We start from the raw sequence: 24824 nt of genomic DNA, 5'->3' as shown, positions 1-24824 counted from the left end.
ACTGCAGTTCCCTTTTCGTCTACTCGTGAAGTCCTGAGAGGCGGCTGCCGAATCTGGCCAGGAGTGAGGTCTTGCTGGAACCCCTGCGCTCTTCCCACTGGTCGGCAATGCCGAAGAGCCGGTACATGGCGTGAACACCCAGCCAGCGAACGGGTTCCGGTTCCCACTTCCGCGCCCGGTAGCCCACCCAGGGAAGGGTGGTCCGTTCGGTTTCCTTCTCGAAGGCGAGCTCCACGAGCGTCCTGCCGCCGACGTAGGCTGCCGTGACACCGTGTCCCGCGTAGCCGGAGGACGATCCGATCCCCGCCGCCGGGTCCCAGAGCACACCGCCGTTCCAGTCCCGCGTGACGCCCAGGACTCCCGACCAGGCGTGGTCCACCTCGAAGGGGATGTTCGGGAAGAAGGAGCTGAGCTTGTACGAGATCAGGTCGATGGTGGACTGGGCGGTCGCACCGGCTCCTCCTGTGCCGGACCCGAAGCGGTAGGGGACACCTCGGCCTCCCATGGCGATACGGCCGTCCGATGTCCGCTGGGCGTAGATGAACGTGTGTGCGGAGTCGTTGAGGCACTGGGGCCCGTCCCAGCCGATCTGCTGCCATGCCTCCTTCGGCAGGGGCTTGGTCACGATCATCGAGGAATTGACCGGGATCAGGGTCCGGCTGCCCAGCAGCTGTCCCGAATAGCCTTCGGTGCAGATGAACGTCTTCGCTGCGGTGACACGCCCGTTGGCCAAAGTGAGGGTCTTGCCCCCGACACTGTCCACGCGGCTGCCCTCGTAGATCTTCACCCCCATGGAGGTCAGGGTGTCGGCGAGGCCGTAGACGAGCTTCGCGGGGTGGATCCGCGCGCAGTGCTTGTAGAAGAGCCCGCCGTGGACGGTGGAGATGTTGATCTGTGACTGGAACTCGTCCCGGTCGAGCAGCTGGATCTCGTCCTCGGTCAGCCCGTACTTCAGTTCGGCATCACGCCTGGCCACCAGCCGGCCCAGCCCCGCCCGAGTGTGGGCGGCGACGAGCGCGCCCCCCTTGTGCTGATCCGCATCGATGCCCTCGGCCTGGAGGATGTCCAGGACCGCGTCGACGCCGGCGATGAACTCCTGCTGCAGCGCCCGGCTCGCCTCCAGCCCACCGCCGACGCGGGCGAAGGCGGCACGGTTTCCCGGCGGCATGGCCGAGAGCCAGCCGCCGTTGCGCCCTGACGCGCCGTAGCCGACCTGTTCGGCCTCGAAGACGGCGACCGAGAGCGAGGGTTCGAGCTTCTTGGCGAAGTACGCCGCCCACAGGCCGGTGTAGCCGCCGCCGACAATGGCCACGTCGACCCGGTCCTGGCCGGCGAAGCGGGGGAACGAGCGCCTCGTGGCGGCCAGTTGGGCCACCCAGAAGCCGAGCTCTCCGTTTCGAGGGGAAGCCGCAAGGGCGTTCATAATGAGTCTTTGCTTTCTGTGTCTGGAAACCGTGTGGGCCGGTACTGGAAGGCGGTGTGACGCCCCGACGGGGAGGGCGGAACGACGGGCTCCGTCGACCTCGATCAGGACCTCCAGCCGCCCGGTGACGTCCTCTGTCGCCTCGGCGAGGGCGCTGATGGCCGCGACGTTGTCGACGCCGACCCGCAGACGGGTCGTCTCGGCCGGCCACCGGATCCGCGGCCCTTTCTTTCCCCACGGGCCGGATCGGGTAGGCGATGAAGATGCCGTCGAATCCGGCCTCGGCGAAGACCTCGGCCCCGCCGAGGTTGCCCGCGGTGATTCCGCCGGTCTCCACCTGGACCTGGCGCCGACCGATCTCAACGCATTTGTGCGTCTTGACGTGCGGCCTGACGTCAAGGCTGTGCTCGGCAGCGAAGCCCTGAATACGGTCGATGTCGTCCCGCATCACGTGGGCCGGCACTATCGGCGCCGGAGTGTCGGTGCGCTCGACGAGGGCGCCGAGTGCCTGTTGAAGCCGGTTCACAGGTGTACGGCCATGATCGGGTGGCCGCTACACCGCAGTGCAGACCATCTGGATCTCCACCGGGGTGTTGAGGGGCAGTCCGGCGACACCGATCGCGGTCCGGGCGTGCCGTCCGTTCTCGCCCAGCACCTCGATGAGCAGTTCACTGGCCGCGTTGGCGACCTGCGACTGCAGACCGAAGTCCGGCGTGCTGGCCACGAAGACGAGCATCTGCACGATCCGGACCCGGTCCAGATCGCCCACCGCCTGCACAGCGGCGGCCAGGCAGTTGAGCGCGGCATGGCGCGCGAGCTCCTTCGCGGTCTCCAGCTCCACGTCCCGGCCGACAACGCCCTGGCCCAGCAGCTCGCCGTCCTTGTAAGGCAGTTGGCCGGAGATGTGGATGCTGGAGCCCACCGCCCGGTGGTGCACGAAGTACGCGTTACCGGCGAGATCGGGTAGCTGCAGTCCGACGTTCTGGAGCCTTTCCGATGCCGAGTCACCCTTGACGGTGTGAGGCAGGGGCTGACTCATGCCGCCACCGCCTTGCTGAGGGTCATTTTTTCAGTTCTCGCTCGGGTGTCAGGGGCGGGGCAGGCCGAAGAGGACGGGGAGGTCGGCGATGTCGGTGATCCGCTCGTAGCCGAGCCAGTGCTCGTCGTGCTCGAAGCCGCGGTCGACGTACACCTTGTTCTTGATGCCCATGATCGCCGCGGAGCGGTGGTCGTACATCGGGCTCGCGGAGACGTGGACGATCTCGTCGGGTGTCACGCCGAGCTTGTCGAACATGTACTCGAACGCGCGGAGTCGCGGCTTGTAGACGCCCATCTCCTCGGCGCTGATGACGACCTCGAAGGGGGCCTTGAGGTTCTCCGCGAGGCGATGGGCATGCGCGGTGTCGCTGTTGGTGATGATGACCAGCGGGACCGCCTCAGCCAGGCGGTTCAGTGCCTCGGTGACACCGGGGTAGGGCCCCCAGGTGGGAACGATCTCGTACACCGCCCGCGCGTCTTCCTCGCGGTACTCGAGACCGACCTTGCGCGAGGCGCGCTCCATGGAGCGCGCGACGATCTGGTGGAACGGCTGGTACGCGCCCGTGCACTCGTCGATCCTGTACGCCTTGCAGATCCGCAGGTACTCGTCGGCGACCTCGGCCGGCAGTCGGTCGCCCAGGACCTCACGCATCGCGTCGTTGATGCTGAACTTGATCAGCGTTCCGTTCATGTCGAACGTCACGAACTTGGGCTTGACATCGAATCCCATGAGTCCTCCTAGTGCTTCAGCGGAGCAGGTTGAGCCGCTATGGACGATTGTCGACCAGCGTGCTGTCGATTGTCGACCATCTTGGTATCGGCTGTCAACGAGTTAGGGCAGCCGGCGTCCCCTCTGGCCATCGGCAGCTCCGCCTCGGCAGGGGCCTCGGGGCGCCGGCGCCATATCGGTGCGGCGGAGAGGTGTGGACATGGGTCTGCAAGGCTGAGGTGAAACGCCGGTCAGCGGCCCGTCACGACGTCTGGAGGCTGCGGAGACCCGGGCGCGCGTACGGCGCAGACGTGTTCGGGGGGCATCCTGACCCTCACGGCCATGGCGCGCTCAACAGGAACGCGCCACCATCCACCTTGCCCCCCCGCGCCCTTGGCGCACCGACTGGTGCCTGCCCCCGGTGCTGCCGCGACGGGGCTGGGGGCGCAGCGCGCGGGGTGGCGCCCCGCCCCGGTCGGCTCGGATTCAGTGTGGGGCGCGAAGGCGGCTTCCGGCTCCCGCCCTTCCAAGGTGCAACGGAGTCTGTGCATCGTCCGCGGCGCGGTGGCGGGAGTTCTATCGGACCTGCTTCCACTGCGACCCTGTCGACCGCTCGGCTCCCGGCAGGACTGCACCGTCCGGCGCCGCCTCAAGCGGGGTCGGTTTCACCCTGCTGCAGATCAAAAGCACCCCTGGCGGGACCAGCATCGGTCCGACAGACAAACGGCCCCCTCAAGGCGCCGACCCGTCCTGTGAGTCAGGGCAGCTCCGTGCCCAGAAAGGCAAGTTGATTGTCGATGCAAGATCAGTGGAGGTATAGTCGACAAAAGAATGGTCGACAACGGCCAAGGGAGGCCTCCGGAGTGGATCACAAGTTCGAGTGGCAGGAGCAGCGGATGACGACGCCGGACGGCGTCTACCGCACGCTGCGTGCCGCCATCCTCGACGGGACCGTACCTCCTGGTGGGCAGCTGCGTGAGGCGCACATCGCCGCGGATCTCGGGATCAGCCGGTCCCCGCTGCGCGAGGCGCTCACCAAGCTGGAGGAGGAGGGGCTCGTCGTCAAGATCCCCTACCGTGGGGCCTTCGTCGTAGAGGTGAGTGCTCGCGAGGTCGCCGAGATCGACTCGGTCCGGCTGCGTGTCGAGCCGTTCGCCGCCGAGCTCTCGGCCGAAGCACTGCGCGGTCCTGAGCGGCCTCAGTTGCTGCAAACCGTCGAGGATCTCCGCCGGGCAATGGAGCAGGACGACATTCCGGCCAGCATCGACGCACACCTCCGCTTCCACAGGCTCTTCTACGAGCTCTCGGGGCACGGCGTCCTGCAGAGTCTTTGGAACGGCTGGGAGACCAAGCTGCGCCTCCACCTCAGCGTCGATCACCGCACCTACAGCGACAACCCGCAGCAACTGGTCATCGAGCACGAGAGATTGGCCAAGGTTGCCCTGGAAGGCGACACCGAGGCGTTCCACCAGGAACTGGCTGCCCATTTCCCCAAGGGGCTGGGAGCCCATACGGGAGACTCGGGGGAGCACACGCCCCGGCACATGTGAGGCCATGCTGCCTGCGTGGTTCACGCACGCTTGCCACCGTGACGTTGTAGACCAATGCCGGGAAGCCAAGGATTGAGCCCGCAGTGTCTACGTGAGAGACGGCGGGTCGTGGCGGGGCCTTGTGTCATGAGTTCCACGGCCTGGAGCCAAACCGCTCCCTCACGGCCCTCCCGGCATCGGTCAGCCCGCCAGCCTGCGTATACCTCACAGGCGCACGGCTACCGGCATCGACGGCCAACTGTCAGGCGAACGGCGCCAACATCACTCGTCACGATCTCCAGCGCCTCGATGTGCGAGCTGGTGCGCCCGTGCCGCACGGAACGGTTGCGGGCCGAAGTGGCCCGGGATCCGTCGGAAGGGCAGATCGCACCAGCGGTTGGCGTCGAGGTTGCCGTTCATGACTTGGCCATTTGCTTGCCCAGGTGGGTGGCCATCTGCACGCCGTGGCCGGAGTGGCCGAGCGAGTAGAACACTTCATGTCGCTGCTCTCTCCTGCCAGTGGCCTCCGCTGTGCACGCGCGCCGCGAGGGTCAGGCCCTTTTCGAGGGTTCCGCAGAGTGGGCCTGAGGGAAGTTCGGGCCTGTTGACAGTTGTCGACAATGCTCTTATCGTCGACAATCGACAAGTCGCAGGGAATAGCTCCTTCGACAGGGACTGACCGTGAACACCTCACCAGCTAAGGACCATGCTCAGCGGCTCCTCGAGGAGAACGGCCTGACGTCGTCCCACGAGCCCATCGACGTGCTGCTGGTGAGCGTGCTGCTCGAGGAGCACTACCGCGTCACCGGGAGCTTGGGGCGACTGGTGACCGAGAAGGACGACACGTTCAGACGCAGCACCGACTCGAGCAACTTCAATCGCAGTCGCTGCCTGCTTCCGCCGGGCGGCAGCGATGACATGGGAGGCCTCCGTTGCTGGCAGCCTGCCGCCTCTGTCCCGAGCCGTCGACCGCCCGCGCCGATACCCGCTCGTGCGCCGCGCGGCACTCGACGCGCTCGCCGCCCCAGTGCACTTCGGTGAGCAGGCGAATGTCGTCAATGCGGCCAGTGAACTGCTCATCGAGGTCTCGGCGAGAACGGACGGCAAGTTCGCACCGCGATCGGTGTCGGCGGACTACCACTCAGGTCCGGTCGAGATCCAGATGGTCCGCACCGCGGTGTGGGGCGAACACAACGCTGGTGTGGCGCGAGCGAGTGGCGATGTCGCGGGCCGCGCACGTTCGGCATCCGAGGGATTCAGCACCCGCGCCCCTCGATCATTCCCAGGCAGAACCAAAAAGGAGGGCAGCGTGAACCGGCTTCAACGAGCACTCGACACCCTGGTCGAGCGAATCGACACTCCCGCGCCGATCGTGCTGGTCGACGTCATGCAGGACAACATCGACCGCATGCAGAGCTTCGCCGACCAGCACAACCTCGACGTCAGGCCTCACGTCAAGACGCACAAGTGCGTGGAGATCGGGCGGCGCCAAGTCGAGGCCGGTGCGGTCGGGATTACCGCGGGCAATGTCGGTGAGGCCGAGGTCTTCGCCGCGGCCGGATTCGATGACATCTTCCTCGCCTATCCCATCTGGCCCGCGGGAACGAAGGGCCCCCGGATCCGCCGGCTCGCCGAGTCCGCCAGGCTGCGGGTCGGCGTCGACAACGTGGCGGCGATCGAGGCCCTCGCCGACGCGATGGGAGACGCACCGGACCGGCTGCAGGTGGTGATCGAGGTCGACTGCGGCGCCCGTCGCTCCGGGGCCCCGCCCGAGCTCGCGGGCGATCTCGCATTCGCCGCCCGTAAGCGCGGCCTGGTGCCGGTGGGCGTCTTCACCTATCCAGGTCACGGCAGTTCCGGCCGGGACGCTCGCGAGCGCGCAGCGCAGGACCAGGAGGCCGCGCTCACCACCGCGGTACGCAGTCTCGCCGGCGTCGGCATCACCGCAGCGGTGGTCAGCGCCGGCTCCACGCCCACCGTCGAGTTCTCCACCAGCAGCGTGATCACTGAGATCCGTCCCGGCGAGTACGTCTTCTGCGACCTGAACAACACCCGGCTCGGCGCCTGCACGGACGACCAGATCGCACTGTTCGTCGCTGCCACCGTGGTCAGCGACTGGGTCCCCGACCAACTCATCCTCGATGCGGGCACCAAGGCCCTCAGCCGCGAAGGCAGTCCCGAACTCGGCTACGGAGGCGTCGCCGGCACGAAGGCCGTCCTGTCCAAGCTCAACGAGTACCACGGTTTCCTCCCGCTGACAGGCGGTGACTTCCGCCCCAGCGTGGGCACCGTCATACCGGTCGTGCCGAACCACGTATGCCCGGTCGTCATAAATTTCGAGGAACTGATCGTCACCGACAGCACGGGCACATCGCTGCAGCGGTGGCCGGTCGACGCCCGCGGATTCCTCAACTGACCGGCCAGGGACGGCACCCCAGAAAGCAAGGACAACAACGGCAACAGCCGCACCGAGATACTTGAAACACCGGGACGGTAGAGGATGACCAGGACAACGGTTGGGCAGGGCCGCGGGCCACTGAATCCTCGCACCGCCGCCGCGGTGGACGGGGTGGCAGCAGCGGCGGTATCTGACCGCGTCATCGGCCAGGATCTCGGTTACCAAGCCACCTTGCCGAATGCACTGGAGCACGCTACGGGTAGCCAGCCGGACCTGGCTGAGCCGACTGCGAATCTCACCCGCTCGTCAGGCGGCGGGCCGAAGCTCGGGGCAGACTTCCACGCGGTCTTCACCGCAGAGCAGGTCACGCCCTGCCATCCACTCCGGACCCGTCCCGCGCTGGCCTCGCTCGGGCGGCAACGGCCCCGAGCGGCGGCGGAGTTGTGTGGTCGGGGCAGCGCCTCGGAGCCGCGTACCACGAGGATTGAGCCCTGGTGATGCGGTAGGCCCACCGCCGCCATGGCGGAACACCTGTCGTTCCTCCTGGAAGGAGCGCCGGCGCGGGCTGGCCTGGAGGGCGCGGGATCAGCCGCGATGTCACCTCCAGCGCGGCGATGGTGCCCGTCTTCGGGATCGCCGGGCTGCTGCTGATGCCGGTGCTGTTGGCCACCGGTGCCCCGCTCCTGGCCTCCTGGTCCAACGCGGCCGTCGGCACTTACATGGCTCTGGTCCCCATGTTCGCCGGCTGCATCCTGGTTCGGCTGGGGGCGGGCGCCCGTGCCGGCCAGCACCGTGACCACCCTCTCGCTGCTGGAACCTGCCGTCGCGGCCGTCCTGGCTGTCCTCGTCGTCGGTGAACGTCTGCCCTGCTGGAGTGGGCCGGCATCGGCCTGGTCGTCGGCTGCCTCGCCGTACTCACCGTGCCGACCCGCACCACAGCGAGATCCCGGTAACTCCCAGAGGGTCGGCCACAACCGCCCAAGGGGACGCCGTCTCCGTGGCCGGGCCCGGCGTATCACCCTGACCCAGGCACTCTGAGGATCGAGCGCTATGTCGACGAGCGCCGCCTCACGCGCCGCTGGATGACCGGCGCAACTCTGGTCCTGTCCGGGCCCGGGTTCCTCGGGCCGCCCGGGCGGCAACTCCTCAAGATGCCCGGCGAGCAGACGGCGGTGGGCTGCCCAGGGCATCAGGGCGTAGGTGAGCCCGGCCATCAGGCCGAGTCCCACACCGAACACGGTCTCGCCTGGGGAGCGGGCGCCAGGGCCGGAATGGGAACCGACGGCTTCGGCCGCGCACAGCAGGACCGTCCTCCTCAACCTCCTCCTTGTGCCGACGCACCATGGCACAGTCGTGCCGATTGGCTCAGTAGGTACTTTTGAACATCCCGTTCATGATCAGCGGATGCGTCATCCAATAGAGTTGTGCGTGGGCCGTGACTGGAGCTGAGGTGGAATGACGCCGGGGAGCGGTCTGAGACGGCACGCCTGGCCGCCGCGGCCGCCGGAAGGATGAGGCCGTGAAGAAATACATACTTTTCGATCATGATGGCGTCCTGGTCGACACCGAGTTCTGGTACTTCAAATCCGCGGAACGCGCCCTGGCGGAGGCCGGTTTCACGCTGGACAAGGATCAGTACCTCCGGGACATGGCCCGGGGATCAGGCTCCTGGGTTCAAGCCAAGGAGGCTGGCATCGAAGGCCGGACCCTCAGCCGGGTTCGCGAGGCCCGCAATGGCTACTACCAGGAGTACCTGCGGGCCGAGGCCATCGAGATCGACGGCGTCGTCGACACTCTCGCCGAACTGTCGGCTTACGTCCGCATGGCCATCGTGACGACCGCGAAACGAGCCGACTTCGACATCATCCATGAAAAGCGCCAGATCAGGCAGTTCATGGACTTCGTCATTGTTCGCGAGGACTACGAACTCGCCAAGCCGCACCCGGAACCGTACCTGGCCGGGCTGAAACGGTTCGGCGCCGCCAGGGAAGAGGCCCTGGTCGTGGAGGATTCGGCCAGAGGACTGGCTTCGGCTGTGGCGGCCGGTATCGACTGCGCTGTTGTCCATAACGAGTTCACAAAAGACAACGACTTTTCCCAGGCAAGCTACCGGATCGACAGCCTGAGCGAATTGAAGGGCATCCTCCAGTTAAGCTGACGGCCTTGGCGCGCCTCACCCGCAAAAGCCCCCGAACGAGCCAGTGGGCGAAGAAGCCACGTTGACTTGCGAGAACCAGAGACATACGTGCTTCACAGTGAGGTCGGCTTGTCCATCGAGTACACCGTGACTGGATTCCCGAAGAGCTCGTCCTGACGCAGCGAGGCAAAGCCGAGCCGTTCCGCCACGCGCACCGAGGCGGTGTTCCCGGGACGGATCAAGGAGATGAAGTAGGGCTCGTCCAAGGTCACGAACCCCCAGTCCAGACATGCGCGGGCTGCCTCGGTCGCATAGCCGTGGCCCCATGTCTCGGCCTTGAGGGTCCAGCCAAGTTCCACCTCATGAAAGTTCTCCCAGTAGTTCAACCCGACCCGGCCGATGAACTCACCAGTCAGTGGACTTCAGCTTGACGGCACACAGTCCATGCCCCCGTTCGGCCCACTGCTGCTCGACTGAGGCCAGCCGGTCCAACGCCTGCTGGTGTGAGTAGGCGCCGACGAACCGGTTCACCCGCTCATCGGCATGGAGTGCAATGAACGCGTCGACATCCTCAACCCGAAGAGGGCGCAGCAAGAGCCGTTCAGTCTCGATCACCCGACCAGCCTAGCGACGCGGCCATCGGCACACTCCGGCATCCGGCCTCCGGCAACAGCCCGAACTCATCAGCTCGAAGAAGAAAAACACCTACTCAGCCCGTCTTGCCTCGGCCCTGTGCCCGCCCTTCGTCACCGGCAGGCGGCTCGGCGGCGGCGTTCAGCAGGCCGCGGCCCCGGAGAGCGTGCTCGTGGGCGAAGGTCGCGTGGTCGGCGTACCCGTCGAAGACGGCCAGCACGCCTTCGCGCCTGTCCTGCACCCCTTCCGCCCGCCTCCGATACAGGCCCAGCCACTCCTCATGCCGTGCGCCGAGGCAGGCCATCACCAACTCGGCCTTGGAGGGGAAGATGTTGCTCAGGCCCATCTTCGCCACGCCTGCCTCGGCGGTGAGCGTGTCGATCCCCGTCACCGCCACACGTCCGCGTAGAAGCGCCGGGCTGCGACGGCGAGCAGCTTTTCGCGCGCCGTCCCCCGCTGCCTGGGACGCTCCGCCGTCGTTCCGGGTTCGCTCATGACCCTGCCCCTTACAGCCAGAAGTGCGCCTGCTGCATCAGCCCCCTCTCTCAGTCCCACAAGCCCCTGAGCAGCGATAGAGAGGTGTCGGCCCCGACATGGGTCACGCGGTGGGGCGCAGTTGGAGGTTGTAATAGCGGATCTCCTCGTATTCCTCGAGTCCTTCGCTGCTGCCCTCGCGCCCGAGGCCGGACTGCTTGAGACCGCCGAACGGCGCGGCCGCGTTCGAGGGGACGCCCTGGTTGATGCCTACCAGGCCGGTGGCCAGTTGGTCGGCCACGTTGAAGGCGCGGTCGACGTTCTCGGTGAAGACGTAGCCCGCCAGGCCGTGCTCGGTGTCGTTGGCGCGGGCGATGGCCTCGTCCTGGTGGGAGAAGCGCTGGATGGCGGCGATGGGCCCGAAGATCTCGGATCGGGCAAGGTCGGCGTCCGACGGTACGTGGTCCAGCAGCGTCGGCTCGAAGAACGTCCCGGGGTGGCTGGGAGCCGAGCCACCGGTGAGCAGATGTGCACCGCGGCGAGTGGCGTCCTCGACCAGGCCGGTGAGCCTGGTCACGGCGTTGTGGTCGATCACGGGGCCGAGCCCCACGCCGGGTGCTAGTCCGTTGCCGACATTCAAGGCTACGAGCCGGTCGGTCAGGGCGTCGACGAAGGCGTCGGCGATGCCGTCCTGGACGAGGATGCGGTTGGCGGCGATGCAGGACTGGCCGCCGTTGCGCATCTTGGCGGCGAACGCCCCGTCAACGGCCCGCTCCAGGTCGGCGTTGTCGAAGACCAGCAGCGGGGCGTTGCCGCCCAGCTCCATGGAGCTCTTCAGGACGTTGTCCGCCGCCAGACGCAGAAGGACCTTGCCGACCGCGGTCGAGCCGGTGAAGGACACCTTGCGCACCCGCGGATCGGCCAGCACGGCGCTGCTGAAGGCGGGGGCCTCGGTGGTGGTGACGACCTGCACCAGGTTCTCGGGGACGCCGGCCGCGAGGGCGAGCTGGACCGCGAAGATCGTGGTCAGAGGCGTGTTGGGCGCGGGTTTGATGACGACGGGGCAGCCGGCGGCCAGCGCCGGGGCGATCTTGCGGGTGGCCATGGCGAGGGGGAAGTTCCACGGGGTGATCAGGACCGACAGCCCCACCGGTGCGCGTCGCGTGATCAGCTGGGCCCCGCCGGCCGGGGCGTCGCGAAAGTTCCCGGCCGGGCGTACGGCCTCCTCGGCGTACCAGCGGACGAAGTCGGCGCCGTAGGAGACTTCCGCTCTGGCTTCGGCGAGCAGCTTGCCCATCTCGCGGGTGATGAGCAGGGCGATCATCTCCGCGTTGCCGAGGATCAGGTCGTACCACGCGTGCAGGATGTCGGCGCGGTGCCGGGCGGTGGTGGCAGCCCACGACTGGCCGGCCTCGTCGGCATGGGCGACGGTCTCCAAAGCATGCTGGACGCCGAGGTCGGGAACCTGCGCGATCACCTAGCCGGTCGCCGGATCATGGACGTCGAAGGTGCGGGTCACGCCAGGCACGGCGAGGTCGAGATTGGCCAGAACCTTGTCCGAATCGGCCAGGCCGTTCGGTTCGGCGTCGGGGAGGGTGCGCATGGTGGTCACTCGGCTTCCTGGGCGGAGAGGACGGTGTCGATGGCTGCCATGAGACGCCGGATCTCGTCGTGGAGGAGATGAAAGCGGTCGGCCCGGTCGCCGCCCGCGACCTGGGCATGGACCACTGGTCACAGCATCGGCGTCACCCGGTCACGGTCCACCAGCTCGCGGAAGGCGAAGGCTTGACCGGGGCAGGAGCCGGGCCGGGCGTGCTGCCGAACCGCTGCCGCAGGTCCGTGTCCTGCTACAGCACCCTTTCGAGGAACGCCTGGGTACGTTTCTCACGGGGGTTGCCCAGGACTTCGCGTGCGTCGCCGCGTTCGACGGCGATGCCTTCGTCCATGAACAGCACTTCGTCGGCGACCTCGCGGGCGAAGCCCATCTCGTGGGTGACGAGCAGCATGGTCATTCCGTTGCCGGCGAGGTCGCGCATGACGGCGAGTACTTCGCCCACGCGTTCCGGGTCCAGTGCGCTGGTGGGTTCGTCGAACAGCATGATGGTGGGTTCCATCGCCAGCGCGCGGGCGATGGCCACCCGCTGCTGTTGGCCGCCGGAGAGCTGGGCGGGGTACTTGTGGCCGCACCCCTCAAGGCCCACCTTGGCCAGCAGCTCCTGTGCCCGCTCCCGGCAGGAGGCGCGGTCCTTCTTCTGCACCAGCACCGGTCCGGACATGACATTGCTTTCGGCGGTCATGTTGGGGAACAGATTGAACTGCTGGAACACCATGCCGATACGGGCGCGCTGCTCGGCCAGCCGCTTGGGGCGGACCGCGTGGTAGGCGTCGTCCTTCTCGACGTAGCCGAAGTCCTCCCCGTTGACCCGCAGGACACCGCGGTCGACGGTCTCCAGGCCGTTGATACACCGCAGCAGTGTTGATTTGCCTGATCCGCTGGGCCCGATGATGCAGGAGATCTCCCCGGCCGCGACGGTCAGGTCGATGTCGTGCAGGACCTGGTGACGTCCGTAGCTCTTGCACAGCTTGCGTGCGACGATCGATCCGTCGGCGTTCACAGCAGGGACTCCCTCGTGGTGGGAACTGGCTGGCCCGCCCCGGGCTCGGCCGAGCCGGCGGCCGGGGTCAGCTGCGCCCGGGTGGAGCGGGAGAAACGGCGCTCGATCATGGACTGCGGCACGCTCAGCACCAGCGTCATGATCAGGTACCAGAGGCTGGCCACGATCAGCAGCGGAATGGTCTGGTAGTTGCGGGCGTAGATCGCTTGTGCGCTCTGCAGCAGGTCGGCGACGCCGAGCACGCTCACCAGCGAGGTCTCCTTGAGCATGCCGATCACCTGGTTGCCGGTGGCCGGGATGATCGCCGGCATGGTCTGCGGGATGATCACGTGCCGGAGCTTGGTGAACCCCGACATGCCCAGGGATTCCGCGGCCTCGTGCTGTCCGCGGCTGACCGAGGCGAACCCGCCGCGGATGATCTCGGACATGTACGCGGCCTGGTTCAGCGTCAGCCCCACGACGGCCGCGGTCATCGGCGTCATGATCGCGTTCACGTTCACCGGTGTGGAGATGTCGGTGAAGGGGATGCCGATCGAGATGTTCGGGTACAGCGCCGCGATGTTGAACCAGAAGACCAGCTGCACGAGCACCGGGGTGCCGCGGAAGAAGGTGATGTAGAGCTGGGCGAGCCCGGAGACGGGTCGCTGGTGCGACATGCGCATCACCGCCAGCACCAGCCCCAGCAGCGTGCCCAGAGCCATGCTGGCCACGGTGAGAAGCAGTGTGATCAGCAGGCCGTTGAGGATGGTCTCGGTGGCGAAGTAGCTGAACACCACCGGCCATCGATAGTTCTCGTTGGTCACCGCGGTCCATACCAGGCCGGCGACGATCGCGATCGCGACGGCCCAGGCGACAAAGTCGCGCGGACGTTTCGGCGTGATCCGCTTCTTTTCTTCGGCCAGTAGTTGTGGCACCGGTCGGCTCCTGGTCGTCGTCTCGAGCACGTCCATGGGTATCTCAGTCCTGCGGGACGGCCATGGCCGCAGTCTTGATCCCGAGGTCATCGAAACCCCAGCGGCCCAGCGCCTCGGCGTACTTGGGGCTGTCGATGATCGACTGGATGGACGCCTGCACCGCGGGGGTCAGCGGCGAGTCCTTCTTCAGCGCGACGGCCACGGTCTTGGTGGCTACCAGGGGCTTGAGGACGTCGAATGTCTTCGGCTGCTGCGTGGCCGCCCACTGAAGCCCGGTGAAGTCGTACATCACCGCGTCGATCCGCTTGGAGACCAGCTGGGTGAGTGCGTCGTTCACGCTGGGCAGGGTCACCGCCTTGATGGCGGGCTTGCCCTTGCTCGTACAGTCCTGCTTGGACAGCTGGGGCAGCCACTGCAGCTCCGCGGTGCTGCCGGACTGGACAGCGACGCGGTGCCCGCACAGCGTGTGGGTGGTCAGCTTCTGCGGATTTCCGTAGGGGACGGACACTCCGGTCCCGGCCTTGAAGTAGTCGACCATGTCGAGCACCTTCAGCCGGTCCTTCGTGGCGCCCATGGTGGAGGCGGTGAAGTCGTACCGGCCGGCCTGCAGTCCGGTGATGATGGTGTCGAACTTGATGTTGTTGATCTGCAACTTCAGGCCGAGCTTGGCGGCGATCAGCCGGGCCATGTCCGGGTTGAACCCGATCGGGGTCTTGTTGTCCGATGCCATGAACGTGGTGGGCGGGCTGGTCAGGTCCATGGCCGCCGAGAGCGTGCCCTTGGCCTTCACCGCGGCCGGCAGCAGCTTCACCGCCTTCGCATCCGGCTTCACACCGACCGAGATGTCGTCCGTGTGTTCGGCCGACGAGCCGGATCCGCCGCCCTGCGCCGTGCTCTTCGCCCCCACGTTCTGGGCGGTGCCGCCCGACCCGCACGCGGCGAGCGCGAGGGCCAGGGCCGACGTGATGATCGTGACGCTCACGTTTCTGCTGACTCGCATGGGTCTGCTCCTTGCTCATAGGGAAGGGCGCTGGGAGCGCACAGATCCCGGATGGGTGGTGTTTCGAATTGGCTGGGAATGGTCAGGAACCCGTCGGACTGGGCGCTCGGCCCCGTGGGGTGCCGGATGGCATCCGCTCATCGCGTCGACCGGACCCGCGGTTCGCGACCTTCACCTACGACGGAAGCGTGGGTGCTCAGAAGGCGGTGTATCCGCCGTCAACCGGGAGAACCGCTCCGGTGATGTACGACGACTCTGATGACGCGAAGAAGAGGACCGCGTCGGCGACCTCTTCAGGGGTGGCGAGGCGTTGCAACGGGATCTGATCCTCGCGCTCGCGGCGGTAGGCCTCGGGATCGGCGCTGCGCTGGATCGCTGCTTCGATGATCGGGGTGGCGGTCAGGCCGGGAGCGACGACGTTGACGCGGATGTTGCGGGGGGCCCATTCGATCGCTGTGCCCTTGGCGAGCATGATGAGACCGCCCTTGGCGGCGGAGTACAGGACTTCCCCGGGCTTGCCGACCATGCCGAGCCGTGAACTGACACAGACGAACGAGCCACCTGCGGACGGCATCAGCGGCGCGAAGTGCTTCATCACCAGGAACGCGCTGAGCAGGTTGCTGTCGAGCACATTCTTCGCGTCGTCGGTGGCCATCTCGACGAGCGGACTGCTGGCCTGCAGGCCGTGGTTGAGGACGACGACGTCGACGTTGCCGAGGGACTTGGCGGCCCGCTCGGCCAAGTCCTCGACGAACGCCTCGTCATTGAGGTCTCCAGGGACGTAAAGGTCGTCGGGCTCAACGCTGTCGAGCTGCTCCCTGCGACCGGTGAGCAGCAGCCGCGCGCCCTCACGGCGGAAGTGGGAACTCACCGCCTGCCCGATGCCACTGCTGGCGCCGGTCACCAGGGCCGCGACGTTCTTGAGTCTCATGTCAGGTATTCCTTCACAGGGGGCGGTCGATTCGCGCTCGGCCAGGGGGAGTCGTCCCGGGGCCAGTCAGCCGAGTAATGCGCGGGTGTCGACCGGCCACCGCTGCAGCGACGGGCAGGTCCTCGAAATCGAGGACGCCGGGCATACGCGGTTTTGCACCACCGGCACCACCCGCACCACGGTGGCGACGCCGAGGAGCAACTCGCCGATCTGCAGAGGGAGGAGTCTCGTCCAGGAACGCATGCTCCCGCGTCGAGGATGACCTGATCGGGGACCCAATCGCTGCCCACGGTGGTAGTGACCAGCAGCGCGACTCATACGTATCTCGATCATCTCTGCCAGGCTTTCCTTCTGAGCAACAGGATGGGCGGAATGCCGCGTGGTGGCTCAAACCAACCGCCAGATAGTCGTTTGTCGACCATCGGACGACCTGCTCTCGCTGCCGCGTGGTGGAAAGATAGCCGTCAGATAGTCGTTTGTCGACCATCTTGGTAGTCGTCCCTGCTGACCTGCGCTTGTTCTGCGAGTTGGGCGGCTGCCCGGGGCCTGGATGGGATGGCTTGGTGCGATGGCCGGGGGCCACGGTCGCGGACGCTGCGGGGCCAAGGCGGGGGAGGGCCAGGGCAGGGGAGGGTCAGGGCGGGGGAAAGGCGCCCTCGGGCGCCGTCACGGCCCCGACTGGCGATGCCGTCCTGTCCGTACCGGAGGCCGCCGTTGCGCCATCCCTTGCCCGTCCCGGAATTGATCCCGTTTGCAAGTTTCGGCGCTGCTCAGGCCCTGATCCATGAGTCGGAACATACTCCTCCCGCGCACGGTAAATGGGTGCTGCAACGACTCCTGGAATCCAGCGGTCCAGGTGACGCCTTGCCGTGCGGAGGCGTATCCGGGCGGCAGCGGTGATCCTGGGTGAGCCCTTCCGGTCCGGGCGCCGGACGTGGAGCGGGCGCCCGGACCTCGGGTGGGCGACGTGCCAGGGGCTGCCGTTGAGGCCTGCGGTTGTCTCGCAGGGTCAGGACCCGCAGGCCTGAGCGGCCGCCGTGTCGGCACGCGCGGACACGGTGGCCCCTCAGGCCTGCGGAGTGATGCCGGTCAGACGGTGAGCCGGTGCCGGTGGCATTGCGGTGGAGTACGACGAAGTCGGCACCCGCGTCGACGGCTACGATGGCGCCGCCCGCCACGGCGATCACCGCCAGCACGGAGCGTGAGCCGGTCTTGGCGAGGTGGCCCTGCGGGTCGGTCTCGGCCTTGCCGACGTGCTTGTTCGGCAGCGGCTTGCGGCCGCCCTGCGGCTTGGCATCACGCGGTCGGTCGAAGCGGACCTGGTCTTGAGGATGACGAACTCGTCGTAGCCGTCGTAGCCGGAGCAGACGCCCGGGCGCTTCGGCACGGACGCAGTGCGCCCGCCACTTTCACGTCACCTTGCTTAGAAGATGGTGGCCTCGCCGGTGAGACGGCGGGCCATGAGGTCGGTCATGGCGAGGTAGATCATGGCTTCGGAGCGGGCAGGGAGTGTTCATGCCCTGGCCGCCGGCGGGGCTGTGGACATGGCCGGCGTCGCCAGCCAGCACCAGGCGGCCGACGCGGCAGCGGTCGGCGACTCGATGCTGTCACCGCCGGACTCACCCTGCCCTGGAGCTCGGGCGCGGTCGAGGGGCATGTCAACCGGCGGCGGGATCTTGGCTCTTGAACAGATCGTGCGCGATGCCCCTGATGGCGGTGTCACTTCGATTCCAGGACGGGGATTCAGAGATTGAGGCTCAGGACACGGTCGACGGCGATCTCGACGACGACCAGGTCCAGTGGGGCGGGCGGGGCCACGCGGTAGCGGACGGTGTAGCGGCGGACCGCTTCGGCCAAGCGCGCCGGGTCGTCGGTGACGGCGGCCCGGCCTTCGAGGGTGACCCAGCGGAAGTCGTCCGCCTGGCAGAGCGCGACATGGGCCGTCGGGCCGCCCGCCACGATGTTCCGGGCCTTGCGTGCTCCCGCCCGGGTGGTCACCCGGAGCAGGCCGGTGGCCGCGTCGAAGGTGAAGCGGACAGGGGTGACGTGCGGTGTGCCGTCGGGGCGGAGGGTGGTGAGGGTGGCCGTGTGGGGGCGAGTGAGGAACGCCCGTGTGGCGGCCGGGAGTTCGACGGTCACCCGGCTCACTTCTTCTTCACGCCTTCGTTCCAGATCAGCTTGGCGATGTTCGGCTTCACGGCTGTGGTGATGACTCCCATGGCCGTACGGACGTACCGCCGCTCCTCCAGCTCGCGCAGCATGCTCGCGGCGAGGTCGGCACGGGCGGTGAAGACGCCGTCGGCGCTGGTCTCGGCGGTGTCGTAATCCGTGACGACGGAGTGCTCGAAGAGGCCCGAGGGCCGGACAAGGGTCCAGTCGAGGTCCGTCTGACGGATCACGGCCTCCATGCGGCGCATGTCCTCGTGGAGGGTGCGGCCGAGGCGCCGGTTCACCAGCGGGTCGAGCACGTGGTTGAAGAAGTGCGCGCCGGTGGGACGCCAGTTCGGGTCGGCGATGCTGGAGCTGACGGCGAGCAGCCGCTTGATGCCGTGGCGGGCCATGGCCCCGGTGATGGCCGTGGCGCTCGCCGAGTACGTGGTGATGGTCTTCTTGCTGAAGCGCGCGCCCAGTGCGGAGAGGACGGCGTCCGTTCCGCCGATCGCGGCGTCGACAGCGGCCGGGTCGGTGGCGTCGGCGACGGCGACAGCGAGGCCGGGCCGCGTGGGGAGGGAGCCAGGGCGGCGGGTCACGGCGACGACCTCGTGGCCGGCGGCGAGGGCCTGGTCGGTGAGGTGACGGCCGGTCGGTCCGTTGGCGCCGAAGACTGCGATACGCATGGCGTCGGGTCATCCCTTCATGTGGTTACCGGAACGCCCTTGACTGTGCCGATCACGAAAAGCAGGCTCAACGCTGATGAATAACGCTGCCCCTGCCCCCGCCCGCACCCGAGGCCGCCCCCGTGGCAACCCGCCGACCCGCGCATCGATCGTCTCGGCGGCCCGGGCGCTGTTCCTGGAGCGCGGCTACCGGGGCACCACTCTGCGCGCGGTGGCCGGGGCCGCCGGGGTCGACCCGGCGCTGATCGCGTACCACTTCGGCTCGAAGAAAAGCCTGTTCGCGGACGTGATGCAGTTCCAGTGCGCCAATGCGCTGGCGGTGGAGGACGTCCTCGGCGGCGACCCGGCCACCCTCCCCGATCGTCTGATCGACGCGGTGACGGACCTGTGGGAGGACGCCGACTTCGTTCAGCTCACCACCCAGGGCGAAGAGGCTGCCGAGGTGATCCGCGAATACCTTGAACGCGAGCTGCTGGCCCGGCTTGTTGAATTTCTCGGTGGCCGGGACGCAACCGCCCGAGCCACGGCCGTGGTGACGATCCTGGGCGGCCTCATCTACACCCGCTACCTCAACCCCCTCCCCACGCCCGCTGCCCTCACCCCATCCGAGACACGCCACATCCTCACCCCGGCGCTGCGCGCGGCACTGACCCCCAGGCCGCGCACCGCGGCAACCACCAGGGCGGGCCGTCGAGGCTCGCCAACCTCCGATGGAGGCGCCGTCCGGCCTTGACCACCTCAGCACCTGCGGTGTGGCTACCCCTGTAGTAGCGATGCAGGGAGCGAGATCCTGCTACTGCGCCCCGGCACGGCTGCCTCACCTGCCGGCGCCAGAGCCTCGCCGAGGCAGGCGGCCTCGACACCGAGCCCGCCCTGGACGCCGGGTACGGCACCGGCACCCGCCACCGGGCAATGACCGCCGTCGGCTCCGACCTTCACCTGGTCGCGCAGGGACGACTTCGCAACGACGTCTGCCGCCGGTGCGGCTGGCCAGCGGTCGTGGCGCGGACGGCATCTGCCGGGGCTGCCGCATCGCCCTGCGCCTGAGCGAGGATGATGAATGGATGCGCGCCGAGCCCGAGGGGCGCGCACTCCCGTCCGGACGGCCGCTCCAACTGGCTCTGCACATCGACGGCGTACGGCTGTCCAGCTTCCCGCTCCACCACAGCCGTCGGGGCGGCGGGTCCGAGAGCGTGTACCTCGGCGGGTGCGCGCCCCGGTGCCGGCCTCATTGAATGATCCGTGGGTCTGTATCGAGGAAGTCCCCGGGCAGCTGGGAATGTTCGCGCCGTGGCTGCAGTCCTTGTCGCGCGAGCATGGGCGCCGGCTCCGCGGTCGACGACACATCGCGGGTCTGCCGCCCCTTCTGGCAGTCCTTCAGGAGAGTGCGATCGGCCGTTGTATGAAGACCGCGTGATGCGGCAGCCGCACATCGCATGCTTTGGCTGTACTCTCGCCTTACAGCCAAAGCATTCTCCACTTCTGCCGACGCTGGCGCGTCTCCTCACGCGCATCTGGCCCGTCGGGACGTGTCAGACTTTAATTCCGAACAGTTTTTCCGCATTTCGGAACGCGATTTTTTCCTTGGCTTCGCGCGGCAAAGCGACTCCCCGGAACCAGTCGGTTTGAGTTTTCATATTGGCAAACGGGTAGTCGGTTGCAAACATTACTCGATCCACGCTTATGTGCTTCAGTAGGAGATCGAGCAGTTCAGTCTGGGGGAACGCGCTGGTTGTGAACCAGAAATTGTCATGGAAATACTGCTCGAACGGCTTGTCCAGGCTCTTCTCGGTCACTTCGCTCATCTTCTCCACGACGCGATTGTAGAAGAACGGAAGGCCCTCTCCCATGTGGCCGATGATAATCTGGAGCTTGGGATGCCTGTCGAATACTCCAGAGGTGATCATTCGGAGGATCTGAGTGACGACTTCCTGGTGCCATCCATAGGCGGAGATGCTGAGAACCTGGTCCTGGAACTCCTTCTGATATTCCGGCCGCATGTTGCTGTAGTAGATCTCGAAAACCTCGTCAGGCGGCAGGCCCGGATGGATGTATATCGGCACATCAAGGGCTTCGGCGCGCGCCAGCAGGGGCTCAAAGTCGGGATGGTCGAGAAATTTCTTCCCGATGATTCCGTTGGTCAAGCATCCCAGGAAGCCATCTTCCCGAACTGTGCGTTCCAGTTCGTCTGCCGAGGCTTCCGGGTTCTGCAGAGGCAAGGTTGCAAAGGCCTTGAACCGCCCCGGATAGGTCGCCATCGGTCCATCGACGAGCAGTTTGTTGAGACGATACGCAAAGTCGATGCCCTTCTGGCCTTTGACGTTCTGCACGCCTGGCGTATGTGCGGAGAGGATTTGAACGTTGAGGCCCGCCTCGTCCATTGCGCCGATGCGGCGCGGGCCGAGCTCGGCAAGACCAGTATCCTCGAGGAACAGCCTGTCGTTCAGCACCATCAACTCATGTGTGGAAAAGGTCTCTTCCGTGCCGATGAAGGGCAGGTCCTGGTCTCGCAGTGAAAAGTCCGTAGTTTCGTTCGCTGTCGCGCGGGAGGCAATGGCATGCGTGGACAAGCCGGCGCCAACGCCAAGTGCTGCCGTGCCGGCCAGAAAGCCGCGGCGTCCCGTCGTGAGGCGCTTCAGAGGGTTCGCGTTCGACTCCATGTCGCTTTCTCCTCAGGTGTTTGTGTGGTGCGGTATCCGTGCGGCATCCGTCTGCAAGACACGACGGGTTATCTCGCTTATCTGGATGCCTACTTCCTACCGAGCGAACCTGAGACGACTGTTAATGCGGTGCTCAGGCCGGTTGGCCGAACCGTGTGCCCAGAGCACGCACCCGCGTGGTGGCGAGGTCCTGCCCGATAGGCAAGGCCCAGGCGACACAGCCGTCGGGCCGGATCAGCAAGGCCTCGACGTCCACCCGGTCCGTGCGAGCGGTGAAGGTGTTGATCCGTCAGGTCCACGCGGCCGCGGCGTCTCGGACCTCCGCGCGGTCGACGGGGCCCAGCAGGAGTCCGCAGTCAGGTCCAGGCGACGCGAAGTGAGAAAACACAGGTCGACCGCAACGTCGTCGCCGTGAACCGGCTGAAGGTCACATCGCATGCGCGCCTGATCCGCTCCGCAATGACGAAGGCATGCTTCGTGTCCGTCTTCCCATCGCCGTGCGGCCGGGGATGTAGAGGACCTTTTGCTCGTGGTCGGTCAGCAGCGCGGTCATCAGGGCAGCCCCGCCGGCGTTGAGGTCGATCGCCCATGTCACCGGCTCACCGCCGCTCAACTCCAGCGCATGCTGATCAGTTTGAGCAATGCATTCTCGTCGTTGACCACAGGCTGCGGCAGCTCCCGCGTGCCATATCAGCCCACAGTTTGGGCACGGCCGCTTTCGAAGTCGTTCCTCTATCTGTCGCAAGACGACCCCGCCAGCGTGTCCCTACCAAGCGGTCTTTGCCGTGCATCCCAATGAGTGGCCGGGTCGGCGTGGGATGCCGGGCGGCCATCAGCCACACCCAGCATCCCTGGGTCCTCCGCTGCTACGAGTGGGCCGGAATCAGCCCCGGAAACAACGTGAGGAGACACGACCCTCACCCGGCCGGTACTTCAAGCCCCAGCGCCTACACACAGACAAGGCCTACGACCCCGTCGACCTGCGTAGATGGCTCCGATGGAAGCGGATCGGAGTTCGCATCGCCCGGAAGGGCATGTAATCGAGCGAGCGATGAGGGCGTCTGAGGTGGGTGATCGAGCGCACGATGTCATGGCTGTCCGGATACCGCAGACTCAGTCCCCGCTACGAGCGCCAGCCCCACAACTACAGTGGCATTTCTCGGACTTGCTGCCGCCTTCTGCTGCTACAAGCGCCTCGTCCGCCTCACCACGTAGGACACGATCTTGGGCATCCGTGAGAGCGCGGCCTGCGGGCACCACACCGGCGACGCTCTAATGCTGGCCTCAGGTTGATCGGAGACAATGAGCGGCAAAAGTATCGACTGGAGGGGGGGCGGGCCCGCGTGCGGATCATGATCGCGGATGACGAGGCGGCCATCCGTGAGTCGCTGGAGCGGGTGCTCCAGGTCGAGGGTTACGAAACCAGCACCGTCGCCAACGGTTTCGCCGTGCTCGACGGGGTCGGTGGCGACGCGCCGGATCTGCTGCTCCTCGACGTGATGATGCCCCGCCTCGGCGGGCTGGAGACCTGTCGGCGGTTACGGGCCGCGGGTCGTGATCTGCCGGTGCTGATGCTGACCGCCCGTGACCAGGTCTCCGACCGGGTCGCGGGGCTGGACGCGGGCGCCGACGACTACCTGCCCAAGCCGTTCGCCACCGAGGAGTTGCTGGCCCGGGTGCGGGCCCTGCTGCGCCGGCGCACGTCGACCGACGAGGAGTCGCAGATCCTGTCGTTCGCCGACGTCCGCCTCGATCCCGACAGGTTCGAGGCGTGGCGGGGCGCGCGGCCGCTGCGCCTGACCCGGACCGAGTTCTCCCTCCTGCAGGTTCTCGTGAGCAACGCGACCCGGGTCGTGACCCGCGACGCGCTGTTCGGGGCGATCTGGGGCTTCGGCATGAGCTCCACCGCCAACAACCTCCAGGTGTACGTCAGTTACCTGCGCCGCAAGATGGAGGCGGAGGGTGAGCCACGATTGATCTACACGCTGCGCGGCCTGGGATACACGTTGCGGGAGACTCCTCCGTGAGCAGGCCCGCCGGCCGGGAACCGCGTCGGCTGACCCGATGGTGGCGCCAACGGTCCCTGCGGGCCAGGCTGACGGTGATCGCGGCGACGGCCATCGCCGTCAGCGTGTTCATGGCCTTCCAGGTGGCCAGCCAGCTGATGGGCTGGGAGCTGCAGAAGACCTCCGAGAATCAGCTGCGCGCCGACTCCCGCGTCCTGGCGGCGAACGCGGAGCGCGCCGGTCTGGCGCAGGTCCAGCTACCGCCGTATCCCGGATCCGGTCAGCTGGTGCGGATCATCCTGCCCGACGGTTCGATCCGGACTCCGGCCGGCCAACCCGCGCTGCCCCCGGTCAGCGAGCACGCCAGGCGCGTGGCGCAGGGCGCGTCGGCCGACCTGATGGAGTCGAACGACAGCGACGAGGACGGCTACGCCATCTACACCCTGCGGGCGGGCGACGGCGCGGTGCAGGTGGCCCGCGTCGTCGACGACAGCCCGATCAACCGGTTCGGGTTCGGCATGCTGCTGATCGGGCTGCTCTGCGTGGTCGGCGGCGCTCTTGTCGGGCGGACCGTGGCGCGGACCGGGCTGGCGCCGATCGACCGGCTGACCGCCGCCGCGGTACGTGTCGCGCACACCCGGGATCTCGACGCCGACATCCCGGATGAGGGCGGTGGGGAGATCCGGCGGCTGATCCAGTCGATCAACGACATGCTCGCCGCGCTCCGGGACTCCCGGCAGGCCCAGCGGCTGCTCGCCGAGGACGCCGCCCATGAGCTCAAGACCCCGCTCACCAGCCTGCGCCTCAACGTCGAGCTGCTGATCCGGCTCGATCGGCGCGGCACCCTGGACAGCGCACTGCCGGCGGAGAGCCGGACCCGGCTGCTCAACGATCTCGGCGCCCAGGTGACCGAGTTGAGCACCCTTGTCGCCGAGCTGACCGACCTGGCACGTGGTGACGTCAGCGACGAGAGCACCGAGGTGCTCGACCTCGCCGACGTGGTGGCGGCCGCCGCGATCCGGGCGCGTTCCCGCGTGCCCGACATCGAGGTCGCACTTGACGTGACCTCTGTGTGGGTGAGCGGGCGTCCCGCTGCGCTCGAGAGGGCGGTGCTCAACCTCATCGACAATGCCGGCAAGTGGTCCCCTGCGGACCAGCCGGTCCAGGTCCGGGTCCGTGCAGAGGGCGGGTCGGCGGTGCTCGAGGTCGACGACGCCGGGCCGGGCATCGACGCGGCCGACGTACCGCGGGTGTTCGACCGGTTCTACCGTGCCGACAGCGCCCGGGCGTTGCCGGGGTCCGGTCTGGGGCTGTCGATTGTGCAGCGAGTCGTCGACGCCCACGGCGGCCGGGCCACCGTCGCCCGCTCCGCACGCGGTGGCGCGCTGCTCCGGGTCGACCTTCCGGCCGCGGCCCCGCCCGCCCCGATCGCGCGGCTCACCGCAGGGGAGGACACCGCGGTGCGCTGACCCGCCCCGGTGGCGTGGCCGTAGGACAAGGGACGGCGGCAGTCCTCGAGC

Annotated in this window: 20 protein-coding genes and 4 pseudogenes; 7 read left to right on the top strand and 17 right to left on the bottom strand. The window is 67.3% G+C overall.

The window, feature by feature from the left end; translation table 11 throughout:
* Nucleotides 1-19 precede the first annotated feature (19 nt).
* From IOD14_RS22005 to IOD14_RS21995, 3 genes are all read right to left on the bottom strand, one after another.
* Nucleotides 20-1423: an FAD-dependent oxidoreductase gene (locus IOD14_RS22005; protein ID WP_249126015.1), complete on the bottom strand. Its 1404-nt coding sequence runs from the start codon at nt 1421-1423 to the stop codon at nt 20-22.
* Between the two features lie 553 nt (nt 1424-1976).
* Nucleotides 1977-2462, bottom strand: coding sequence for a RidA family protein (locus IOD14_RS22000; RefSeq protein WP_212671268.1), 486 nt, complete (start codon nt 2460-2462; stop codon nt 1977-1979).
* A gap of 48 nt (nt 2463-2510) precedes the next feature.
* Nucleotides 2511-3191, bottom strand: a complete 681-nt coding sequence (locus tag IOD14_RS21995; protein WP_212671267.1) for a haloacid dehalogenase type II — start codon at nt 3189-3191, stop codon at nt 2511-2513.
* 842 nt (nt 3192-4033) lie between these two features.
* Between IOD14_RS21995 and IOD14_RS21990 the strand changes: the two genes are divergently transcribed.
* The 3 genes from IOD14_RS21990 to IOD14_RS21980 all read left to right on the top strand — a co-directional run bounded on the left by IOD14_RS21990 (nt 4034) and on the right by IOD14_RS21980 (nt 9255).
* Nucleotides 4034-4720 (top strand): GntR family transcriptional regulator, encoded by a 687-nt coding sequence (locus IOD14_RS21990; protein ID WP_212671266.1) that lies wholly within the window; start codon nt 4034-4036, stop codon nt 4718-4720.
* 1288 nt (nt 4721-6008) lie between these two features.
* Nucleotides 6009-7115, top strand: coding sequence for an alanine racemase (locus IOD14_RS21985; RefSeq protein WP_212671265.1), 1107 nt, complete (start codon nt 6009-6011; stop codon nt 7113-7115).
* 1501 nt (nt 7116-8616) lie between these two features.
* Complete coding sequence (locus IOD14_RS21980; RefSeq protein WP_212671264.1) at nt 8617-9255, top strand: HAD-IA family hydrolase; 639 nt, start codon at nt 8617-8619, stop codon at nt 9253-9255.
* 92 nt (nt 9256-9347) lie between these two features.
* Here IOD14_RS21980 and IOD14_RS44920 read toward each other — a convergent pair whose 3' ends face one another.
* The 12 genes and pseudogenes from IOD14_RS44920 to IOD14_RS21930 all read right to left on the bottom strand — a co-directional run bounded on the left by IOD14_RS44920 (nt 9348) and on the right by IOD14_RS21930 (nt 18638).
* Nucleotides 9348-9593 carry a GNAT family N-acetyltransferase gene (locus IOD14_RS44920; protein ID WP_349252436.1) on the bottom strand — a complete coding sequence of 82 codons (246 nt, stop codon included), beginning with the start codon at nt 9591-9593 and terminating at the stop codon, nt 9348-9350.
* 46 nt (nt 9594-9639) lie between these two features.
* Nucleotides 9640-9849 (bottom strand): GNAT family N-acetyltransferase, encoded by a 210-nt coding sequence (locus tag IOD14_RS44915; protein ID WP_349252435.1) that lies wholly within the window; start codon nt 9847-9849, stop codon nt 9640-9642.
* Between the two features lie 118 nt (nt 9850-9967).
* Nucleotides 9968-10362 (bottom strand): annotated as a pseudogene (locus tag IOD14_RS21970) (TetR/AcrR family transcriptional regulator); the annotation flags it as partial.
* A 103-nt stretch (nt 10363-10465) separates the two neighbouring features.
* Nucleotides 10466-11818, bottom strand: coding sequence for an NAD-dependent succinate-semialdehyde dehydrogenase (locus IOD14_RS21965; protein ID WP_212671263.1), 1353 nt, complete (start codon nt 11816-11818; stop codon nt 10466-10468).
* A complete protein-coding gene (locus IOD14_RS44790) occupies nt 11819-11953 on the bottom strand; it encodes a hypothetical protein (protein WP_282959525.1) in 135 nt (44 codons plus the stop codon).
* A gap of 235 nt (nt 11954-12188) precedes the next feature.
* Nucleotides 12189-12956: an amino acid ABC transporter ATP-binding protein gene (locus tag IOD14_RS21960; RefSeq protein ID WP_249126014.1), complete on the bottom strand. Its 768-nt coding sequence runs from the start codon at nt 12954-12956 to the stop codon at nt 12189-12191.
* Nucleotides 12953-13906, bottom strand: a complete 954-nt coding sequence (locus IOD14_RS21955; RefSeq protein WP_212671262.1) for an amino acid ABC transporter permease — start codon at nt 13904-13906, stop codon at nt 12953-12955. The genes IOD14_RS21960 and IOD14_RS21955 overlap by 4 nt, the downstream gene beginning before the upstream one ends.
* 7 nt (nt 13907-13913) lie before the next feature.
* Nucleotides 13914-14870 carry an ABC transporter substrate-binding protein gene (locus IOD14_RS21950; protein ID WP_212671261.1) on the bottom strand — a complete coding sequence of 319 codons (957 nt, stop codon included), beginning with the start codon at nt 14868-14870 and terminating at the stop codon, nt 13914-13916.
* A gap of 196 nt (nt 14871-15066) precedes the next feature.
* On the bottom strand, nt 15067-15801 hold the full coding sequence (locus IOD14_RS21945) for an SDR family NAD(P)-dependent oxidoreductase (protein ID WP_212671260.1): 735 nt from the start codon (nt 15799-15801) through the stop codon (nt 15067-15069).
* A gap of 1508 nt (nt 15802-17309) precedes the next feature.
* A pseudogene (locus IOD14_RS44450) lies at nt 17310-17399 on the bottom strand (FAD-dependent monooxygenase); the annotation flags it as partial.
* 145 nt (nt 17400-17544) lie between these two features.
* Complete coding sequence (locus IOD14_RS21935; RefSeq protein WP_212671259.1) at nt 17545-17949, bottom strand: TIGR03618 family F420-dependent PPOX class oxidoreductase; 405 nt, start codon at nt 17947-17949, stop codon at nt 17545-17547.
* On the bottom strand, nt 17946-18638 hold the full coding sequence (locus IOD14_RS21930; RefSeq protein WP_212671258.1) for an NAD(P)H-binding protein: 693 nt from the start codon (nt 18636-18638) through the stop codon (nt 17946-17948). Before IOD14_RS21930 ends, IOD14_RS21935 begins: the two co-directional genes overlap by 4 nt.
* A gap of 76 nt (nt 18639-18714) precedes the next feature.
* Here IOD14_RS21930 and IOD14_RS21925 point away from each other — a divergent pair, with 76 nt between their 5' ends.
* Nucleotides 18715-19371, top strand: a complete 657-nt coding sequence (locus tag IOD14_RS21925) for a TetR/AcrR family transcriptional regulator (protein ID WP_212671257.1) — start codon at nt 18715-18717, stop codon at nt 19369-19371.
* A 799-nt stretch (nt 19372-20170) separates the two neighbouring features.
* Here the strand turns inward: IOD14_RS21925 and IOD14_RS21920 are convergent.
* Both IOD14_RS21920 and IOD14_RS44445 read right to left on the bottom strand, forming a co-directional pair.
* The gene (locus IOD14_RS21920; protein WP_212671256.1) at nt 20171-21298 is read right to left on the bottom strand and encodes an amidohydrolase family protein; all 1128 of its coding nucleotides are present in this window, start codon (nt 21296-21298) and stop codon (nt 20171-20173) included.
* 348 nt (nt 21299-21646) lie between these two features.
* Nucleotides 21647-21979: pseudogene (locus tag IOD14_RS44445) on the bottom strand (transposase); the annotation flags it as partial.
* A 224-nt stretch (nt 21980-22203) separates the two neighbouring features.
* Here IOD14_RS44445 and IOD14_RS21915 point away from each other — a divergent pair.
* The 3 genes and pseudogenes from IOD14_RS21915 to IOD14_RS21905 form a co-directional block, all read left to right on the top strand.
* A pseudogene (locus IOD14_RS21915) lies at nt 22204-22513 on the top strand (transposase); the annotation flags it as partial.
* A 128-nt stretch (nt 22514-22641) separates the two neighbouring features.
* Complete coding sequence (locus tag IOD14_RS21910; RefSeq protein WP_282959524.1) at nt 22642-23325, top strand: response regulator transcription factor; 684 nt, start codon at nt 22642-22644, stop codon at nt 23323-23325.
* Nucleotides 23322-24773, top strand: coding sequence for a HAMP domain-containing sensor histidine kinase (locus IOD14_RS21905; RefSeq protein WP_212671254.1), 1452 nt, complete (start codon nt 23322-23324; stop codon nt 24771-24773). Before IOD14_RS21910 ends, IOD14_RS21905 begins: the two co-directional genes overlap by 4 nt.
* Nucleotides 24774-24824 lie beyond the last annotated feature (51 nt).

This window comes from Streptomyces sp. A2-16, assembly GCF_018128905.1.
Lineage (GTDB): Bacteria > Actinomycetota > Actinomycetes > Streptomycetales > Streptomycetaceae > Streptomyces.
This window is presented reverse-complemented; position numbering and strand designations above follow the sequence as displayed.

Excerpts from the sequence above, each read along its gene's own strand:
- IOD14_RS22000 (WP_212671268.1), bottom strand. The coding sequence starts at position 2,462 with ATGAGTCAGCCCCTGCCTCACACCGTCAAGGGTGACTCGGCATCGGAA.
- IOD14_RS21925 (WP_212671257.1), top strand. The coding sequence starts at position 18,715 with ATGAATAACGCTGCCCCTGCCCCCGCCCGCACCCGAGGCCGCCCCCGT.
- IOD14_RS21950 (WP_212671261.1), bottom strand. The coding sequence starts at position 14,870 with ATGCGAGTCAGCAGAAACGTGAGCGTCACGATCATCACGTCGGCCCTG.
- IOD14_RS21995 (WP_212671267.1), bottom strand. The coding sequence starts at position 3,191 with ATGGGATTCGATGTCAAGCCCAAGTTCGTGACGTTCGACATGAACGGA.
- IOD14_RS22005 (WP_249126015.1), bottom strand. The coding sequence starts at position 1,423 with ATGAACGCCCTTGCGGCTTCCCCTCGAAACGGAGAGCTCGGCTTCTGG.
- IOD14_RS21930 (WP_212671258.1), bottom strand. The coding sequence starts at position 18,638 with ATGCGTATCGCAGTCTTCGGCGCCAACGGACCGACCGGCCGTCACCTC.
- IOD14_RS21955 (WP_212671262.1), bottom strand. The coding sequence starts at position 13,906 with ATGGACGTGCTCGAGACGACGACCAGGAGCCGACCGGTGCCACAACTA.
- IOD14_RS21945 (WP_212671260.1), bottom strand. The coding sequence starts at position 15,801 with ATGAGACTCAAGAACGTCGCGGCCCTGGTGACCGGCGCCAGCAGTGGC.
- IOD14_RS21920 (WP_212671256.1), bottom strand. The coding sequence starts at position 21,298 with ATGGAGTCGAACGCGAACCCTCTGAAGCGCCTCACGACGGGACGCCGC.